Genomic DNA, 18,689 nt, shown 5'->3' with positions numbered 1-18,689 from the left:
GAAGGTGACGCGCGCTTCGGGCATGGAAGCGCCGCTTGAAGCACAGCCGTTTCAGGGGCGTCAAGCAGCCCCGGCGCAGACAGGGGCGCCCCGGCCCTCCACCTCCAGGGCCTCCACGTCCTCGGGCTCCGAGGTGAGCCGCCACAGGGCTTCCTCCAGAAAGCCCAGCGCGCCACGCAGGTCCGACGAGGCGGCCTCTGGCGGGGCGCTCCGGGCCCGCGCGATGCGCTGGCGGACCGACTCGAAAGCCCGCTGCACCCGCGCGACGTCGTCCCGGGCCGCCCTGGCCTCCGCCAGGTCCACCACCGCGCGAAGCAGCGCGGCCAGCTCACGCAGCACCGGGTCGTCCCGCAGCTCCGGCGCGCCCTCCAGCACGACGAAGCTCGCCTCCGCCGCCGCTGCGTCTCCCACGCACGCCTCCACCACGGCCCGGTACACCGCGAAGCGCAGCACCTGCCCGCGCGACACGCGCCCCAGGCCGGACACCGCCTCCGACAGCCGGGCCCAGGCTTCGCTCCACGACCCCAGGGCCAACTCCGCGCGCCCCAGCTCGCCCAGCGCGGTGCCCTCCAGCAGCCGCTGCCCCAACTGCCGGCCAATGCGCGCAGCGGCAAGCAGGTGCTCGCGCGCCTCCTGCGGGCGCCCCTCCTCCAGCAGGTAGCAGCCCAGGTTGAGGCGAGCCAGCGCATGCCCCGCCCGGTCTCCCACACTGGCCGAGCGCACCATCGCGTCCTCCAGCAGGCTCATCGCCTCGCGCGTGCGCCCCATCTCCCCGATGGCCACCGCGCAGTTGGACAGGAAGCCCACCTCGAACGTCACGTCGCCCACGCCGTGGAAGAGCGCCTGCGCCGCGCGCAGGTGGGGAATGGCAGCCTCCGCGCCGCAGCGGGCCTGCTCCACCAGCCCCAGGTTTCCCACGGTGTAGGCGTCCAGCCAGCGGTCGCCCTCCGACGACAACAGCCGCGCCTCGCGCACCAGCGCCCAGGCCTGGGACAGCTCACCTTCGTGCCGAGCCACAATCGACAGGTCCACCAGCACGCGCTTCTCGCCCGCCACCGCGCCCAGCGTCCTCAGTGATGCGCGTGCGCACTCCAAATCCCGGCGGGCCGACACCAGGTCGCCCGCCTCCAGGAACACGCGGCCACGCACCGCCACGGCCTCGGCCACCAACCTGGGCGCGCCCATCACCCGGTCCGTCAACGCCAGCGCCGCGTCCAACCGTTCGAGCAACAAGCGCACCGGGCCGCGCGTCACCACCTCCGGCTCCAGCGCCACCAACGCCTCCAGCGCCCGCTCCACCGAACGCGACGTCGCGGGCGTCACGGCCAGGGCGTTGTCACACGCCGCCAGGAGGTTCTCCCGCTCCAGGGCCAGCCGCTGCAAGGCCTCCGCGCCGCCCTGGCTGCGCACCTGCGCGCGCAGGCCGTGGGCCAGCGACAGGTACCAATCCGCGTGCCGCTCCGCCAACGCGGCCGCATTGCCCACGCCCTCTTCGGCCAGCCGGGCCGCGGCGTACTGACGGATGCTCTCGTACTGGCCCAGCCGGGAGTCACCGCCGGGCAGCTCCGCCTCCAGCACGCGCAAGAGCGACTTGACGCGCAGCGACTGGAGCACGTCCAGCACGGAGGGCCCGTCCGGGGGCAGCCCCAGCACCGCTTCCGCCGCCTCCAGCGAGAAGCCGCCACGGAACACCGAGCAGCGCGCCAGCGCGGCCCGCTCCTCCGGCTCCAGCAGGTTCCAGGACCAGTCGATGGCTCCTCGCAGCGTCGCCTGCCGCGCGCGGCCATCACGCCGTCCCGTGCGCAGGAGCTCGAAGCGACGCGTGAGCCGCTCCCGAAGCTGGCTCACGCTCAACAGCGCCATGCGCGCGGCGGCCAGCTCGATGGCCAGCGCGATTCCATCCAGCTGCCGCACGATGTCCGCGACCATCGGCGCCTCGCCGGCCGTCAGCTCGAAGCAGCCTCGGGCTTCACGCGCCCGCTGCGCGAACAGGCGCACCGCGTCCGACCGGACCAGCTCCTCCAGCCGGGACTCGCCCTCCTCCGGCACCGAGAGCGGCGCCAGGTCCAGCAGTCGCTCCCCGGGTAGGCTCAGTGCCTCGCGCGACGTCGCCAGGAAGCGCGCGCGAGGCGCCAGTTGGAGCCAGCGCCCCAACGTGGCGGGCAGGTGCTGCACGGCCTGCTCCAGGTTGTCGAGGATGAGCAGCACGTCACCACAGTCGTTCAGCGCGCGCCCCAGCCGCTCCGCCGGCTCGGTCGGGTCACCATCCGCGCGCAGGGGGATTCCCAGCGCATGGCCCACCGACAGGCAGAGCGCCTCCGCTGTCTGGGCCTCGGCCAGCTCACACAGCCACACCCCGCCCTCCCATTCCCCCGACTCCAGCTCCAGCGCACCAAAGGACGTGGCCAGCCGGGTCTTGCCCATGCCACCCGGCCCCAGCAGCGTGACGAGCCGCGCGCCATCCGCGAGCCAGCGGCGGAGCTGCCCGAGTTCGAGGCCTCGCCCCACCAGTCCCTCTTGGAGCACGGGCACGTTCCCCTGGCGATCTCTCGGCGCACGTGGAACCCCGAAGCGCCGCTCCGACAGGTGCGCGGGCAGCACCTCCACCAGGGCCACGGCATCATCGATGCCCTTCAATCGGAACGCGCCCAGGGGACGCACCGCGGGCCGGCCCAGCGGCTCCAACGCCTGCGCGGCCTGCGCCCAGGCGCCGCCACTCACCAGGACCTGACCTCCATGGCCCGCGGCCGCCACGCGCGCCGCCACGTTCACCATGCGGCCCAGGTAGTCCGTCCGGCCGGAGCGCGCGTCCACGCGGCACTCCGGCTCGCCCACGTGCACGCCCATGCGGACCCGCAGGCCCCGGAACAACAGGCCTCCGGGCCCCACCTCTTCGGCGGCCTCGGGCTGGGAGAGGATGTCCACCGGCCAGGGCGCGCGCAGCAGCGCGTCCTGCGCAGCCAGGCACCACGTCAGCGCCTCCAGCACCGAGGGGAACGCAATCATGAAGGAGTCCCCCTGCGTCTTCACCTCGTAGCCGGTGCTGCCGACCAGCAGGGAGCGCAGGACGCGGTCATGCACCTCCAGCGCATCACGCATGCCCGCGCCACAACGCTCCCACAGCCGCGTGGAGCCCTGGACGTCGGTGAAGACCAGCGCCACGGAGCCCTCGGGAGGCGTCGCGGAGGCCGGCTGGGACTCCTGGCCGGGCAGTGCCCTCAGCATGCCCGCCGCGGAGCCTGCCAACCTTCTGGAGGACACATCACCCATCGCACGCTCCTGCGATGCCCGTTCCCGCTGAAGAGATGACACCACGCGGAACGAACACCGCCCATGCGTGACGGGCACATGCTCCGGGCCTCAACACAGACAGCATCCGGCACGAGACGCTCGCGCGCGGACGCGTCCACAACGCCACGGCACCCTCGCCCCAGGAGGCACCGCCAGTGTGAACCCCCTGCCCACCTCCAGCACGCCTCGACTGTCAGCGACTACAAACATTGCCCGCGGGTACGGGTTGCCCGCACGCATCCCTGGTGCAATTTTTCGCGCCGGCCACCCTTCACCCTGCCCGCACTCCTCGGGGTGGCCCCGCCCGGACACTTGCACCGCGAGCCGTCCGGCGACCTGGACCCACTGGGGAGTCGATGAAAAAGACACTGCTTCCGAAGACGTTTCCGATGCTCGCCCTGACGATGCTTGGCATTGCTGGCTGCGAGCCTCCGCCGCCAGACGCCGCGTCCCCGACCGGCGCGCGGACGCAGCCGCAGGAGTCGTTCAACGGGCTGTCCTTCAATGGCCTGTCATTCAACGGGTTGTCCTTTAATGGATTGTCATTCAACGGGCTGTCCTTCAATGGCCTGTCGTCGGAGGCCTTCAACACCTGGTTCCAGGCCAATCCCTCACTGGCCGACATGGCGATGCGCTACGTGGTCCGCTGCGCCGTGCCCGCGGGGCAGACGCGGACCTACACAGAGCCCGTGATGGAGCTGTCGTACATGTGGGAAGGTGGCCTGGGGCTGGCGCCGGACTGGGCCAGCGGCAGCCCGGCCACGCTGGCCGAACAGCAGGTCGTCTCCGCGTGCCTGGCGGCCCACGCCAACCGGCTGGGCGAGGAGCTGCTCATCTCCATCCTCGGCCTGGACGGCGCTGGCGCCGTCATTCCCTACACGGCGCAGGAGCTCGCCACGCATTCCCGGCAGGAGTCGTGTTTCTTCGGCAACCTCTTCAACTCCGAAGGCGTCCACGTGGGCGCGGAGCGCGCTCCGCTGAGCCCCCAGGAGAGCACCTCGCGCGCCTGCGCGGGCCTGCTCCACGATGGCACGGAGACGCTCGTGCCCTGCGCCCCCATGGTGTACGTGGGCGCCTGCACGTCCCACTGCGCGCTGGACTCGAGCGGCCTCTACTACGAGACGTGCACGCTCGGCGGTGTCACCTACCGCCCCATCACCACGCGGCTGTCCCCCACGAATGTGAATGTGTGTGGAGACAGCGTATGTCAGGCCACGGAGCAGTGTGGCACCTCCAACCGGTACGACAGTTGCGCACAGGATTGCGGCCCCTGCCCGTGAGGTGAGCCGCGCGAGCGTCTGCTGTTGGACGCTTGACGCGTGCGCGTGGCGGAATGGATTGGAAGGCGCATGGGCGTGGCTACTTCCCTCTCTCATGCACCTCACCCCATCCCGTCCCATCCCCCTGGGCCTGCCCCGCGCGCTGCTCGTCGCGAGCGTGCTGCTGGCCTCGACGTCCCACGCCCAAACCACGCCGCTGGAGGACAACAACCGCATCACCGCGGGCTACATCGAACTGGCCTATGAAATCGGCGGGCTGTTGGACCCCACCCTCACCCCGGGTGGCACCAGCGCCGTGCGGCCCAACTGGTTCGTCTTCGCGCCGCATGCCTCTCGCACCGGCGGCGAAGGCCTTCTCGGCGCGTCACTGGCCCGCAGCGTCATCCGCGCCGCCCGCGTCCAGCCGTCCCTGTCGCTTCAGCAGGCGCTGGGACGCGTGGGCCTCACGGGCGCCCTGCATCTGTCCGTCCAGCAACTGGGCCTGCAACTGGTGCTGTCGGGCCTGCCCTTCGACGTGGCGGCGTCGCTCGCCTCGCTCACCACGGCGCTCAATGGCGCGGCCCTGCTGGACGCGCGCACGTTGCTCACCACCACGGCCCGCTTCGCCGCGCTCTACGCGAGCGCGCCAGGCGTGCTCCCGCTCGACAAGGCGGAGCGCATCGTGGACACGCTGGAGCACACGCTGAACGAGAGCAACCTCGCCATCTTCACGGACATTGGCGGCTCGGGGCGCCTCTACATGGACTGGCGCGCGGGGGCCGGCGTGGTGACGCCCGAGCGCGTGCTCACGGAGTTCACGCTGGTGGACGCGGTGCCCACCCAGTCCCGTCAGGCGTATGACTACGCGCTCGCGCACGCCTTCGACACGCCGCGCCCGTTCGAGTTCGACACCCTCTTCCCCGGCATGCACTGGAAGAGCCTGCTGGTGGCGGCCTTCGCGCTGTACGAAGAGGCCCGCCTGGCGCCCACGCCGGCCGCGCGTGACGCGCTGATCGCCATGGGAAACAACTACATCGCCTGGCGTGAGCAGCACGACATGGCCCAGCCTGTCTTCTCCCCCGCCGTCCAGCGCCCGGACGAGGTCTCTCGCGTCGAACTGCTGCGCGCCATCACCCCGCTGCTGACCACGGACTTCGGGACGATGACGTGGACGTACGCGGACTTCGCCTACAGCCAGCCGGACCGCGACGGCAACCCGCTCACCTCGCCGCCCACTGAGTACAACTGGGCCCTCTTCTGGGACCGCTGGACGGGCATTCTCTTCGCATTCGACGCGGCCTATCTTCAGCCCACGGCGCTCTGGGTCATGCCTGAACCCCTGGTGGACCCCACGGCGGCAGCGAACGGAGGCTGAGCGCGCATGGGCGAGTCGGGGCGGCCTGGGGGGGGCCGAAAACGGGGGCGCAGGGACCGGCGCCGTGAGCCTCCTGACTCACCAGGAGCCCCCGCGAGCGCCACGCCGGGCGGCTTGACGCCTCCGGATGGCCGGGAGACCTTCCCGGCCCCCATGAGACTCGCTCCGTCTTCCGAGCCCGGTCGTCCCTCGGAGCCGCCCCCCGCAGTCACCACCGAGCTGCCTGCTCACGCCGCCGACGAAGTCGGCCTGTCCGCCGAGGCCCGGTTGTGTGTGCTGCAGGAGATGATGGGCGAGGCCTTCTTCACGCTCGACGCCCACGGCCGCGTCCGCGAGCTGAACACGCACGCCGCCGCCCTGCTGGGTGTGTCGGCCGAGCAGGTGCGCGGCCACGAACCCTGGCTTGCGCAGCCCGGGCTGTCGGGCACGGTGCTGCACGAACGGTTGATGACGGCGCTGACCACGCGCGAGGGCGGCCGCTTCCTGGCGGAGCTGCCGTCGCGAACCTGGCTGGAGGTGACGGTCCGCGTGGTGGGTGACGAGACGTGGGTGCTGGCCACGGACATCACCCAGCGCCAGCACGCGGAGAACGAAGTGGCGCGCACCGAGGAGCGCTTCCGCCAGCTGGGCGAGCGCTTCCAGGTGGCGCTCGATTCCGCGCAGATGGCCGTCTGGGAGACGAACCTCGTCACCGGCCAGGTGTTCCGCTCCGAGGCGCATGACCGGCTCTACGGCTACGCACAGCCGCAGGCGGAGTGGACGCACGAGAAGTTCCTCGCCTCCATCCACCCGGAGGACCGCGCGGAGGTGGAGGCCCAGGTCGCCGCGCTCTTCACCCGGCACGTGGACGCCTACACGTCCACCTTCCGCACCTGCTGGCCGGACGGGAGCTGGCACTGGCTCACCAGCCGGGCAACGGTGATTCGCGATGCCACGGGCAACGTCGTGGTGGTGCGCGGGGCCATCCTGGACATCACCGCGCTGAAGGAGACGGAGGCCGCGCTGCAACAGGCGGTGCGCACGCGGGACGACTTTCTCTCCATGGCCAGCCACGAACTGCGCACGCCGCTGACGTCCCTGCGCCTCCAGTTGCAGCTGCTGCGGCGCCTGGGCGCATCCACACCCGGCGCGACGCTCGGCTCGGACAAGGTCGCCGGGAAGCTGGACAACACGGAGCGCCAGTTGCGCAGGCTGGGCGCGCTGGTGGACAACCTGCTGGACGTCAGCCGCATCCAGACGGGGAAGCTGGACTTCCAGTTCGCCGACGGAGACCTGGCAGGCGTGGTGTCGGACGTCGTCTCCCGCTTCGCGGAGGAGGCCCGCCTTGCGGGCGTGCGCCTGGATTCGCACGTGGACGCGCCGGCCCCGTGCCGCTTCGACCGGCTGCGCATGGAGCAGGTGGTGAGCAACCTGCTCACCAACGCCTTCCGCTACGGCACGGGCAAGCCGGTGAAGGTGTCGCTGACGCACACACCCGACAGGACCCGGTTGGTGGTGCAGGACAGCGGGCCGGGCATTCCCGCCGCGGACCGGGATCGCGTCTTCGAGCGCTTCACCCAGGGCGACAACGCCCAGCGGCGCGGCGGCCTGGGGCTGGGGCTCCACATCGTCCGGCAAATCATCGACGCGCACGGCGGCCGCGTCCACGTGGAGGAAGCGCCTGGAGGCGGCGCCGCCTTCGTGGTGGATTTGCCACGGTAGGGCAGGCGCCACCCCGTTCCGCGGGGCGGGCACGGCATCCACTTGTGGACACATGCGGGGCGCAGCCCACGGGGTGACACCCGGCCCTTCCTCCGATTTCTTACACCCTGACGCCTTTCGGGAAGGACTTGGCGTCATCAGTGAATCGGGGTTCGCCGAACACGTGCAATATGCCGTCCCGGTTCGGCGTCCAAACGGGCGTGGTTGGTTGCTCGTCATGGCCGCGCCAGTCGTTCCGTCAGGAGGCGCTCCGATGTGGATTGAGAGCATCATCATGCCGCGCGAGGACGACTCGGAGCCCTACGTCCCGGCGCCACAGCGGGACCGGCGCAGCGGGCTCGCGGCGGCGTTGGAGGAGAGCCGCAAGCTGCGCGACACGGTGCAACGCTTCGTGAGCGCCCACGACTTGTCGGACGGCGTGAGGTGGCTCAGCGAGCCCGGCCTCCTGCCCGTCATCACCATCCACTGCACGGACTTCGCGCTGGCGAAGCTGCGCGAAGCCGCGGACTTCGTGGTGGGCTGCGCGGCGCCCATCGACGTCTACCCCGCGCTGGTCGGCGCGCAGGGCCAGGTGGCACCCGAGGCCCTGTTCACCTCGGCCGTGCCCCACCTGCAGCGCCGCATGTAGGGCCGCATCACGGCGTGGGGATGCGCCGGTAGCGCGCCACGCACAGTTGGTAGACGGCGTAGGCCACCAGTCCCAACGCCACCAGGCCCAGCAGCCAGGGTCCGAAGGGCTGGCGCGCCAACGTTCCCAGCGCTTCCCCCAGGCCGCCCGCCTCTGCCGGGTCCGCGCGCAGCGCCGCCTGGATGAAGAACCAACCCACCAGCAGGAACACCACGCCGCGCGCCGCGACACCGGCCTTGCAGATGCGCTCCACCCAGGTCCGCTGGCGCGCGGCCAGTCCGGACAGGCTCAGTTCCTCCAACATGCGTCCCTTCCAGGCCTGGTAGAGCTGGTATCCGGCGAACGCCATCACCGACAAGCCCACCACGACGACCAGGACCTGGCCAAAGGGTTGGGACAGCAGCTTGGCGGTGAGTCCCTGGTTGCCGCCGCCACCGCCGCCACCTCGGCCGCGAAGGAGGTTGAAGGCCGTGAGCGCGAGGCTGGCGTGAATCACGCCGCTGCCCGCCATGCCCACGCGCGCCGCGATGCCCTTCCCGGAGCGACCTTTGTCTTCCAGGTCCCAGGCGGCCTGGGCGAAGCGCCACAGCGCGAAGGCGACGAGTCCCACCCCCAGCAGCACCAGCAGCACCGAGCCGAAGGGCTGGCGCGCCACCTCCTCCACGGCGCCATGGGTGTCTGTCGCCTGGCCTCCTTCACCCGCGGCCAGCATCAACGCCAGCACTCCAATCACCGCGTAGACCGCCGCGCGCGCGGCGTAGCCCACGCGGGCCGCCCACTCCACACCGCTCCGGCTCGCGCCCTGCCCCGCCCGAGCCACCCGATGGAGGTCGGGCCGGCGCAATGTCCCCGTCGCCATGTGTCCTCGTTCCTTTCCGGCGCCACCGCCATGTCCGAGCAGGAACGATGCACATGGATACGCCGCGCCCCAACGGACGCTCGCCTGTCCGCTCGCCCGGGATTCCGGGGTAGCTTCCCCGCTTCAACCGAAGCGCTGGCGAGGAGGTATCGCGGTCTGACCTGGGCGCTTGCGCCCCCATTCCATGGAAGGCACGTCACTCACATGCGGCTCATCATCACGTTCCTGCTGGGTGTGGTCTGCGGCGGCATCGGCGTCTGGCAAATCAAGCCGGATGCGACTCCATCTCCCATGGAGAACGCAGCACCACTGCCTGCTGTCGCCACCAGGCAGTCACCCACTCCAGGCCCATCCACTCCCGCCGTCCGGAGCAAGGCCCCTCACACGCCTTCGCCCGTCACCCCAGCACCGCCCTCACCCCACGCCGCGCCAGGGACGACGGCCCAGCTCGAATCAGAAAAGCAGACACACGTCGCCAGCCTGGAGGAGAAGCTCCAGCTGGAGCGAGCGCTCCGAGCACTCGACCAAGGCGAACCGGTGCCCGCCCCCGCTTCCCTCGACGCGAGATTCCAGGAAGCAGCACTGGTGGAGTCCATCGGGAAAGCGCTCGCCCAGGCTGGATTCGAAGATGCCTCTGTCTCCAGCATCGACTGCACCGAATATCCCTGCATCGTGTATGGCGAGGGAATGGCGGGCCGTGATGACTTCGAGCGGCTCTCGGAAACGAGCGCGTTTTCAGAGTATCGCACCGACCGGCAACAAGCCTTCGGGTGGCGGATGGGGGGAACCGATGCGCCAGAGAAGCGCTACTTCGGGCTGGCGCTGTACTCGCGCGACGAATCGCCCCAGCGCCAGGAAGCGCTCAATCAGCGCATCCAATACCGCAGCCGGCAGATGCAGCAGACCCTCCCGCGTCCGTGAAGTGACGACGGGCGTCCCTCGCAATCTCGCAGCCTTGAAGCGCACGGCCAGACAGCCCGTCCTGAGGGCCGCATGGCCGTGCCCATTCCTCTTGCCACGGAGCTTCGTGCGGACGCCCTAGTCGCAGCCGACGCGCTGCGTGCTCACCACGACGTTGTCAATCCACGTCTCGGAGCCGGACGCCCCCAACGGGTGGACGAAGCCGTAGCCCACGGAGAAGTTGTTGAAGGCGCGCATGCCGATGTTGGTGAAGTCGTGCGCAAGCGTGCCGTCCACATAGACGCGGGTGTTGCCGTGCGTGCTCGACGTGCTGTCGCGGCGGACCTCCCACTCCAGACACACCCAGCGCCCCGCCTCCATGCCCAGCCGGACGGGCTCGGGCTGGCGGTTCCAGCCCTGCCCTTCGCGGAAGGACCAGTCATCCAGCGCGAAGCCGCTGTCCTGCATGACCTGGAGTTCGAAGCCACCAAAGTCCGCGCCGAAGTTGGACAGCACGAAGAAGGTGCCCATCTGCCCGAACACTCCCGGCAGCGAGCGCATGTAGACGTGCGCGCGCACGAAGAGCCGGGTCTCGAAAGCCGGGATGCTCTTCTGCCACTGCGCGATGGCCTTGCCAGCACGCTGCCGCTCGTCGTGTCCATCCTCGGTGAGGACGTGCAACGCGCCCGGGCCGTTGCGCGTCCGCGTGCTGTCCACCTGGAGGGAGGCGTTCTCCGCGCTGGCGCTCCATCCGTTGGTGTCGTTGCCGCTGTCGAACAACTCGCAGAGCAGCGCGTTGGAAGGACAGGTCCCGGGCTCGGTGCTGGGCCCCGGGTTGTCGTCGCCCGCGTCCGTGCCGGAATCCGTTCTCGCGTGGGTGCCCGCATCAGTGCCGGCGTCATTGCCAGGGGAGGGGTCGTCACCATCGTCCGAGCACGCCGGCAGCACGCCCAGGGACAGGACCGCGAGAGGGAGCAGGAAAGACTGCTTGAGACGCATAGGTTCAGGTATCCGGACAGGCCCGCGGGGCCGGGCATGCGCTGAGGGGATGCGGTCGGGCGGGCTCCCCGGACCGGTGCCGACCGTCACGAATCCCTATCACTCGCAGTGCCTGCGGGTCACCTGGGCAGGGCCGACCCAGGGGGCGGCCCGACCTGCATCCGAATTCGTGGCGAACGGCGCTGGAGTCGTGCAGGAATCCGCGCCATGAAACTCTTCTACTCCCCTGGCGCCTGTTCGCTGTCGCCCCACATCATCCTGCGTGAGGGCGGCTTCTCCTTCACCACCGAGAAGGTGGACATCCGCGCCAAGAAGACGGCGGCGGGCGAGGACTTCCACGCCATCAACCCCAAGGGCTATGTCCCGGCGCTCCAGTTGGATGACGGCAGCCTGCTGACCGAGGGCCCCGCCATCGTCCAGTTCCTCGCCGACCAGGTCCCCGACAAGAAGCTGGCCCCGGCCAACGGCACGCTGGAGCGCTACCGCCTCCAGGAGATGCTCAACTTCATCTCCACCGAGATTCACAAGGGCTTCAGCCCCCTGTTCAACCCGGCGTTCCCGGATGACGTCAAGCGGCTGACGCGTGAGCGGCTCGCGCAGCGCCTGGGCATGCTGGAGGTGGTGGTGGCGAAGCAGGCGTTCCTGCTGGGCGACCAGTTCACCGTGGCGGACGCGTACCTCTTCACGACGCTCAACTGGGCTGGGCACACCAAGGTGGACCTGGAGCCCTTCCCCGCGCTGCGCGCCTATCACGCCCGCGTGGCGGACCGGCCCTCCGTGCAGGAGGCCCTGAAGGCGGAAGGCCTCGCGAAGTGACGGCGGCCTTCGTCAAGCTGCTCGTCACGGACAGCGCGCGCTCGGTGGCCTTCTATGAGGCGCTGGGCTTCACGCGCGTGAGCGCCGAGCCCCCCTTCGTCCACCTCCGGTGGGCGGAGGCCCTGGACGTGTACCTGGTCACCCCGCCGCCGCAGCTGAAGTTGGAAGGCCGGCGCGGCACGGGGGTGCTCGTCGGCCTCCGCGCCGAGGCGCCCCACAGCCTGGACGAGGTGCTCCTGCGGGCCCAGGCCCTGGGCGCCGCCGTGGACGGCCCCACGGTTCAGCCCTGGTACACCCGGGAGCTCATCGTCACCGACCCGGACGGCTACCGGCTGAACTTCATCGAGCCGGCGTAGCCGCGCTTCACCGCGGGCCAGGGCGCGCGGCCTTCACTTGAGGCCGCCGCCCTGCGTTCCCGCGCCACCGCCTGCCCTCCAGAGGCGACGTCCGGCAGGCACCTCCCCGAGCGGCTTCGGCTCACAGAGGAGCCGGACAGGTCCGGGGCATGGAAGCGACGGTCCTCGCCGGTTACGGTGCGGGCCTCCGCTCCCGTCTCATGGAATCCCGCGTCGCCGCCCTCTTCGCCCACGTGCGCGAGCACGCCGAGAATCGCCCAGGCATCTACCGGATGCTGGGGCCTTCGGACGAAGTGCTCTACGTGGGCAAGTCCGTGCGGGTGCGCACGCGGCTCTTGTCGTACTTCCGCGCGGAAGCGCACGAGAAGGCGGCGGAAATCATCGCCCACGCGCACCGCATCGCCTGGGAGTACACGCCCAGCGAGTTCGCCGCGCTGTTATACGAGTTCCGCCTCATCAAGTCACAGCGCCCCCTCTACAACGTGGAGCACAAGCGGGACCGGGGCCACTGCTTCATCCATCTGACGCGCGAGCCCGTCCCCCGGCTGCGCGTGGTGGGCCACGCCAGCAGCGAGAGCGGCGACTACTACGGGCCCTTCCACGGACGGAGCGCCATGTCCGACGTGGTGCGCGCGGTGAGTGACTTGCTGGAGCTGCGCGACTGCGCGGCGGACACGCCCATGCGCCTGGCGGACCAGGGCCAGCTCTTCCCGCTGAAGCAGGAGCCGTTGTGCATGCGCGGGCAGCTCTCGCGCTGTCTGGCGCCCTGCGCCGGCGGCTGTACTCGCGCGGAGTACGACGCGCGCGTCGCCCAGGCCCGCGCCTTCCTCGAAGGGACGTCCGACACACCGCTGACATTGCTGCGTGAGCGCATGGCGCTGGCGGCCCGCAGGCTCCAGTTCGAATACGCCGCGGAGCTGCGGGACAGGGCGGAGCGGTTGGAGCTGATGCGCGGCTGGGTGGTGGAGCTGAGCCGGATGCTCAAGCGCCTCTCTTTCGTCTACACGGTGCCCGGCCATGGCGGCGATGACCGCGTCTACGTGGTGCGCCGGGGCAGCGTGCGCGCGGAGCTGCCCGCGCCCGTCACGCACGAGCAGCAGCAGGCGCTGGAGGCGAAGGCCCGTGAAATCCTCGAGCGGCCCGAGCCTGAGACGCTGGGCTTCCGTGCACACGAAGCGCAGGAGGTGATGCTCATCGCCCGCTGGTTCCGCCTGCACCCTGAGGAGCTGAACGAAGGGCCCTACCAACCGGTAGGGCCCTTTTGTTTTACACGGGCCTCGCGATGAATATCGCGGGGCCTTCGTGCTTAAGCCGCTGAATCACAAGGGAATCTGGCTCGCGGTGCTGCAGAGGGCGTTCTCGGCCCTTTGCCCCGCAGAGCGAGATACCCCCTCTTCTCGGCCACCTCCCGGGCTCTCTGGAGCGCTCTTTCGCCCGTTTTGGGGAGAGAGAGGCCGAGAGTGGTTAACAGGTGCTGTTAACTTTTGGGGAGGCGGTTAACAACATTCCCCTGGAGACCTGCTCTTTCCGCTCTGCGGTTTCTGGAAAGGCGTCTCTCTCTGCTTTCTAGTTTCGTCTCTTGCCTAGTTCACGGCTCCCGATGAATGGGCCGCAAGGCTGGCGTGGGCCATCCCACCCCCTACTCAAGGTGAAGGCGATCGCGGCAGGCCACAGATCTGCTCGACGCCAGCTCGCTTCAGCGGCCCCACTCGCCGCAAACCCGCCAGTCAGCTCCAGAAGGCCTCGCGAGAGATTCAAGACCTTGGCGCACGGGACCGACGACGCGCAGTTCCGCGCTCGGGGTTGGGCTCGCTCCGGCTCGGGAGCTCCGCCCCCATTGTGGAGTGCCTGCCGTAGAAGTGGACAAACAAGGCGCCGTGTTGGACGGCGGCCTACGCCTGCGGCCTTCGAGTAGCCACTGGCTGTCTCCCGACGCAACCCAGCCGCTCTCTCGATGCGTCGTAGACTCCAACCCAGCCGCCAAAGGCAATGGCCTGCCGCTTACAGTCACTCGTCACGCTTGAGGACCTGCCCTGCGAGGTCAAGCACATGATCCATCCGACTGGTGGCCTGGGTCGCAAAGCCTTGAATGAACTTTGGGGGTAATATTTCCCTGCCCCATGGAAATTGGCTCCGTAGACACCGCCTCTTCCTCTCGCCTGCCGATCGTAAGCATCCCTCGCTTCGGTGGCTCCCGACAACATTGGGGCTCGCTTGCCTAAATCATTTGAGTAGGCCAAGCAGAGAGGCCCAGGTGCTTATACTCGCTCGTGCCCCACTGCTGCGTTACGCTGTGCGATGGAGACGATGACATGCGCGACCACACTTGGTTCGAGATGAGGGACATTCGTAAGCGTTGGTTCTCCAAGGCTGTATGGATTCCTCTACGCGTATACGAGGAGAGCCACACTGGCGAGCGAGGAAGCATCGGTTTCGAAGAGGAAGTCTTCGCTTTGGGTTCGGTAGCATTCCACACAAAACATCGCCAAAGGGCCGAGGCGCTCGGGTGGTCAGACATCGGTATCGGCCACGCACAACGCTCACTTGTGCTTGAGTCAGGATACAAGCCTGCTGACGTATTCCAGGCGCGGGATGGTACCTGCCTGGGCATTGACCTCGTCCTGGGACAAGAGTTCGATGGTTCCGAGGAGCACGTATGGCACCTCCACCAGGACCTCATTATCGCACTCGGTCTCCTACGCGAGGGAGACGTCTGGCTTTGTCCTCAGGAGGGCTATGAGGAGGTTGCACATCTAAAGCGGAGTGCATCAGGAGCGCCGGTGAGGCTTGAGATTCGCGCGAGTCACCTTGGTGACTATTTGGCCGCGCGCGATCTGGCCCTTCGTGTGGCGACATACCGCATTCGGAGCACCGTCGAGGAGGAAACAAGCCACATCCCGTGGAGTTCAGAGGATCTGCGGGAACTGGTTGGAGGAGACAGGTTCGAGGCACGCGTTCGTGCAATACATGAAGGGGGCTCAGTTTTTGGGGCCCAAACGGCCGTCTTCCACATGGGGCGAACGGACGTCGATGCGGAAGAGGATGTGCCAGTTTTTGGCGCACCCGAAGAATCGAACATTCAGACGCGCTCGTGGAGTATGAAGTCTCAGCGGCGCATGCTCTTTGACGTCTCAGGCGAGCTCTGGCGCACTGAATGGTTCGAGCCTGCAACAACGAGCCCACGCGTCCGGGGGGACAAGGCGCCATCGAGCTGCTTCTTCATCACGGAGCCATCTGGGAAACGGGAGAGCGCCGACAACCTCCGGGACGAAGCGGTGCACCGGTGGCTATGGTTTCGGCCAGGCGTCATCGGAGAACTTGCACAACGCCGTGGGGGGGCGTTGCATTGGTACACGCGCGATACAGGGGAGGTTGCCCCCGTCTACGGTTACGGCATTCACTTCGGCGTGAACCAGAAGGAGTTGATCAATGTTTATGCCCTCGACATTGCGCGTCTCCCTGAGTGGCAGAAAGTTATTTGGATGGGGTTCAATGCTGCTCCGGACGGAAAAGTGAGTGAGGAGTTGCTCCTTTCGCAGATGAGAGCGGATCCGGCAGAGACAATCGCACCAGAAGAACGCTTCGCTTTAGCGCTCGCACGGCTTGATGCGGCTTGCAACTCTCGTTGGAAGGCTCCGCTATTACGGCAGCATCCCCAAGGGCCGACCATCCTCCGTACAATTCATCGGTTTCGTGCCCTGAATCCTGAAGGATTACTGGCCCTCGCGAAGGATATAGCACGATTAACGGTAGACAGCATTGACGTCGGCCCCTTGCAGACGCTGGTCCCTTTAACAAAGGGAGAGAAGCGCGGTTCCATCAAGTCACTGGAGCATGCCCTCGCCACGATTGTCCAGCCCGAGGAAGCAAGGCGCATGATGAGTCCGCTCGTAGGCGTGTACGAGCTTCGTCTGAGCGATGCGCACTTGCCTGCTGCCAACATGGACAACGCCTTCTTACTTGTAGGCATCGACCTCTCCGCCTCCACCATCCGTCAGTCTATGCAGATGATGGAGGCGGCCGCCATTGCCTTCGAGGAAATATCGGACACAATCGAAAAACGTATGCTGGCGCCAACATAGGCGATGAGCCAAGTGCACTCGCACGGGTGAGATGCCTACCGTCGCATTGCAGGGCAACCTGGGAGAGCCGTTTACAGCAGCGGCGGCGGAATTTCCGGAGACGCATGAGCTATACGCAAAATCGAGTCACTGATGACAGACGAAAGGAGTACGTGATGACGAAAACGAAGACGAAGACGAAAATGGCGAACGAGGCGGTGAAGAGCCCGACCAAGCGCTACGAGTACACGGTCGAGGAACTCTCCAGTGCTGCGATGATCACGGATGATTGGCGCACGGAGAAGTCAGAAGGCGCGCTGGTGCATATCGTGCTGCTGCATGAGTCCCTCGGTGGCGCGAAGATGGCGGACGACGTCGTCAACGGCTACATCCACCCGACAATCTACAACCTCACCAAGTTGTTGTGTACCGCCATGCGCAAGGAGTTCAAACCCGAGATGGCATACAGCATTTTCGAAGGTGGCCGTACGGAGTGCATCCGGTTATTTGAAGCGCTCGGGTTGCACGTCCACTCCGATCACCAACTGAGGCACTCGGCACGCAGAGTTGGGGAGAAGGCCTGGGCTGTGAAGTGGAAGGACACCCCCACGAAGGACGTCATCATCGTTCAGGCGGTCACGCAGGATGAAGCCGAGCGGATGATGCCCGGGTATGAGCCGGGGAAGGTGGCGGCGGTTGAGATTAGCCAGGACGAGGCTATTGCGATGATTGAGGGCCACCGAGCCACGCGCCAATAGCTGGTACCGCGCCAGTGCCTCCCCTGAACTCGGTCGCGGCGAATTGCGCGCGTCAAGGCTGCGTCAATGCCTAGCGAGCAAGGCACCACGTGCTGCCATTACTACAGCGAGCGGGAAAGTCCCCCACTGAGCCATAGAGCGAGGTAGGGACGAGGGGCTCTGGAAATGGGTCCACGTCATTTCTTAGAGCCCTCAGATTAGGCCGCTCTGCGCGCCAGCCAGCACCTCCTGGCGCGCAAAGAACATCAGCGCCAAGTCAGGGCCGGTACCGCTCCGCTTCCTTGAAGAACTGCGTGAGCGAGTAGTCCAGTAGCGACTGGCGGGACTGCATGTACCGACGCGCGCGGAGGAAGGGCAGCCAGACGCGCTTGCCCACCCGCACCTGGGACTCTTCCATCTTCTGCCGCAGCACCCATGTCCCGCCCAACCGCCGCACCAGCACGTCCCCCAGGTAGGCTCCGAGCGCCGGTGCGGTGTGTCCATCGATGAGGTGCCGCTCGTACCGTTCAGGGAAGTCTTCCTTCCAGAAGAAGAAGTCGAGGGCTGTGAGGGACTCGGCCGTCTCGTCCATGATGGAGGGCACCTTCGTGTGCAGCCCAGCCACGAGACCTTCGGACAAGTCTCCGTAGGACTCGAGGACGCGCTCCGGATTCTCCACGTCCGATGGAAGGGCAACCGGCAACCACTCTTCCGACTCAGGAGGCCGGAAGGCGTTGAGTTCGGCAATCTTCCGCTGCCGCTCGCTGATGGCGAACTCATCCGGCAGCCGCGAGAGGAACGGCGCCACGTCAGGGTGGAAGCGCGGCTCAACGGGTACGAGCGCTGCGCTGCGCTCCCGTAGCGTGCGCAGCACCGTGTCGAAGTCGAAATCCGGCCGCAGGTGAACGTGCGCGCGGGCCTGGGCAACACGCGCCTCGTCGCTCGCGAATTCGGAGGGAGTTGGCCACAGCACCAGGAGGACAGAACCATTAGGCAGCTCCTCCACGAGGTGCGCAGGCGTCGAGAGCATCCGCTCGCGACCTACGCTCTCCACGAGCTTAGGGCCGAAGACCTTCAGCCAGAACAGCTCATAGATCTTGTCGAACCCATCCCGTTTCCATGTCGCAGCGTCACGGCCGAATGCGGGAGAGTCCGCCAACTGCAAATCTGCCAAACCATGAGCTACCGAATGATGAGCAGGGTACCGAGTGGCCCAGGCACGAACCACAGCCACAAAATCTCGACAGGCCTCTACCGCGGCAAAAAACGTGAGCGGCTGTATAGTGAGACTGATGCTCAACTCGGACGCCCGCTGAGTGAGCCCGAGGTCGAGTGCCATCGAAACAACAGGGCTCTCCGCGCGAGACAGCCCAATGATTGAGCCGTACTCATCGCGCCGCTCCTCTAGCAGGCTGTTGAGAAACCCCTCCGAGGGATCGACACCCCGCCGCGTGACGTGGTGTCCTCCGCTCATCGGAGGCAGTGATGCGCGGACGGCCCAAGCAACAGACGACGCTGTTCAGCCTGCGGACGCCGGGAGACCGGGTGCCCGCAGGCCATCCGCTGCGCAGGGTGAAGGACATGGCGGACGCCGCGCTGGCGGCGCTCTCGCCGACGTTCGATGAGATGTACAGCGGCACCGGGCGGCCGAGCATTCCGCCGGAGCATTTGCTGAAGTCCTGTCTCCTGATGGCGTTCTACTCGGTG

Annotated in this window: 15 protein-coding genes; 11 read left to right on the top strand and 4 right to left on the bottom strand. The window is 67.7% G+C overall.

The genetic code is table 11. The annotated features are described in order from the left end of the window. Positions 1 to 60 precede the first annotated feature (60 nt). Positions 61 to 3,348 carry an ATP-binding protein gene (locus tag BLU09_RS25610; RefSeq protein WP_090492112.1) on the bottom strand — a complete coding sequence of 1,096 codons (3,288 nt, stop codon included), beginning with the start codon at positions 3,346 to 3,348 and terminating at the stop codon, positions 61 to 63. Positions 3,349 to 3,500: 152 nt separating this feature from the next. On the opposite strand from BLU09_RS25610, the gene BLU09_RS25605 reads away from it, so the two are divergent. The 4 genes from BLU09_RS25605 to BLU09_RS25590 all read left to right on the top strand — a co-directional run bounded on the left by BLU09_RS25605 (position 3,501) and on the right by BLU09_RS25590 (position 8,254). Then, complete coding sequence (locus tag BLU09_RS25605; protein WP_090492111.1) at positions 3,501 to 4,571, top strand: hypothetical protein; 1,071 nt, start codon at positions 3,501 to 3,503, stop codon at positions 4,569 to 4,571. A 94-nt stretch (positions 4,572 to 4,665) separates the two neighbouring features. After that, a complete protein-coding gene (locus BLU09_RS25600; RefSeq protein ID WP_090492110.1) occupies positions 4,666 to 5,925 on the top strand; it encodes a hypothetical protein in 1,260 nt (419 codons plus the stop codon). A gap of 6 nt (positions 5,926 to 5,931) precedes the next feature. Continuing rightward, positions 5,932 to 7,626, top strand: a complete 1,695-nt coding sequence (locus tag BLU09_RS25595; RefSeq protein WP_090492109.1) for a sensor histidine kinase — start codon at positions 5,932 to 5,934, stop codon at positions 7,624 to 7,626. A gap of 253 nt (positions 7,627 to 7,879) precedes the next feature. Continuing rightward, a complete protein-coding gene (locus tag BLU09_RS25590; RefSeq protein WP_090492108.1) occupies positions 7,880 to 8,254 on the top strand; it encodes a hypothetical protein in 375 nt (124 codons plus the stop codon). A gap of 7 nt (positions 8,255 to 8,261) precedes the next feature. Here the strand turns inward: BLU09_RS25590 and BLU09_RS25585 are convergent, their stop codons facing one another. Continuing rightward, positions 8,262 to 9,113 (bottom strand): DUF1206 domain-containing protein, encoded by an 852-nt coding sequence (locus BLU09_RS25585; RefSeq protein ID WP_090492107.1) that lies wholly within the window; start codon positions 9,111 to 9,113, stop codon positions 8,262 to 8,264. A gap of 204 nt (positions 9,114 to 9,317) precedes the next feature. On the opposite strand from BLU09_RS25585, the gene BLU09_RS25580 reads away from it, so the two are divergent. Beyond that, complete coding sequence (locus BLU09_RS25580) at positions 9,318 to 10,034, top strand: hypothetical protein (protein WP_090492106.1); 717 nt, start codon at positions 9,318 to 9,320, stop codon at positions 10,032 to 10,034. A 117-nt stretch (positions 10,035 to 10,151) separates the two neighbouring features. On the opposite strand, the gene BLU09_RS25575 is transcribed toward BLU09_RS25580, so the two are convergent. Further along, positions 10,152 to 11,012 (bottom strand): hypothetical protein, encoded by an 861-nt coding sequence (locus tag BLU09_RS25575; protein WP_090492105.1) that lies wholly within the window; start codon positions 11,010 to 11,012, stop codon positions 10,152 to 10,154. Between the two features lie 207 nt (positions 11,013 to 11,219). Between BLU09_RS25575 and gstA the strand changes: the two genes are divergently transcribed. The 5 genes from gstA (at position 11,220) to BLU09_RS25545 (ending at position 17,003) form a co-directional block, all read left to right on the top strand. Further along, positions 11,220 to 11,828, top strand: coding sequence for a glutathione transferase GstA (gene gstA, locus BLU09_RS25570; protein ID WP_090492104.1), 609 nt, complete (start codon positions 11,220 to 11,222; stop codon positions 11,826 to 11,828). Further along, positions 11,825 to 12,184 (top strand): VOC family protein, encoded by a 360-nt coding sequence (locus tag BLU09_RS25565; protein WP_090492103.1) that lies wholly within the window; start codon positions 11,825 to 11,827, stop codon positions 12,182 to 12,184. The genes gstA and BLU09_RS25565 overlap by 4 nt, the downstream gene beginning before the upstream one ends. Before the next feature lie 71 nt (positions 12,185 to 12,255). Then, complete coding sequence (locus tag BLU09_RS25560) at positions 12,256 to 13,470, top strand: GIY-YIG nuclease family protein (RefSeq protein ID WP_090492102.1); 1,215 nt, start codon at positions 12,256 to 12,258, stop codon at positions 13,468 to 13,470. A gap of 1,026 nt (positions 13,471 to 14,496) precedes the next feature. After that, entirely contained in the window at positions 14,497 to 16,266 is a 1,770-nt protein-coding gene (locus BLU09_RS38370) for a hypothetical protein (protein ID WP_143043203.1), read from the top strand. A gap of 155 nt (positions 16,267 to 16,421) precedes the next feature. Further along, complete coding sequence (locus BLU09_RS25545) at positions 16,422 to 17,003, top strand: hypothetical protein (RefSeq protein WP_090492099.1); 582 nt, start codon at positions 16,422 to 16,424, stop codon at positions 17,001 to 17,003. Between the two features lie 256 nt (positions 17,004 to 17,259). Here BLU09_RS25545 and BLU09_RS25540 read toward each other — a convergent pair whose 3' ends face one another. Next, positions 17,260 to 18,456, bottom strand: coding sequence for a hypothetical protein (locus tag BLU09_RS25540; protein ID WP_244172015.1), 1,197 nt, complete (start codon positions 18,454 to 18,456; stop codon positions 17,260 to 17,262). Positions 18,457 to 18,467: 11 nt separating this feature from the next. Between BLU09_RS25540 and BLU09_RS25535 the strand changes: the two genes are divergently transcribed. Next, a partial coding sequence (locus BLU09_RS25535; RefSeq protein ID WP_482805278.1) for a transposase occupies positions 18,468 to 18,689 on the top strand: 222 nt, incomplete at its 3' end.

Source organism: Myxococcus virescens (assembly GCF_900101905.1).
Lineage (GTDB): Bacteria > Myxococcota > Myxococcia > Myxococcales > Myxococcaceae > Myxococcus > Myxococcus virescens.
Note: the sequence above shows the minus strand (reverse complement) of the source record. Positions and strands in the feature narration are given on the sequence as shown.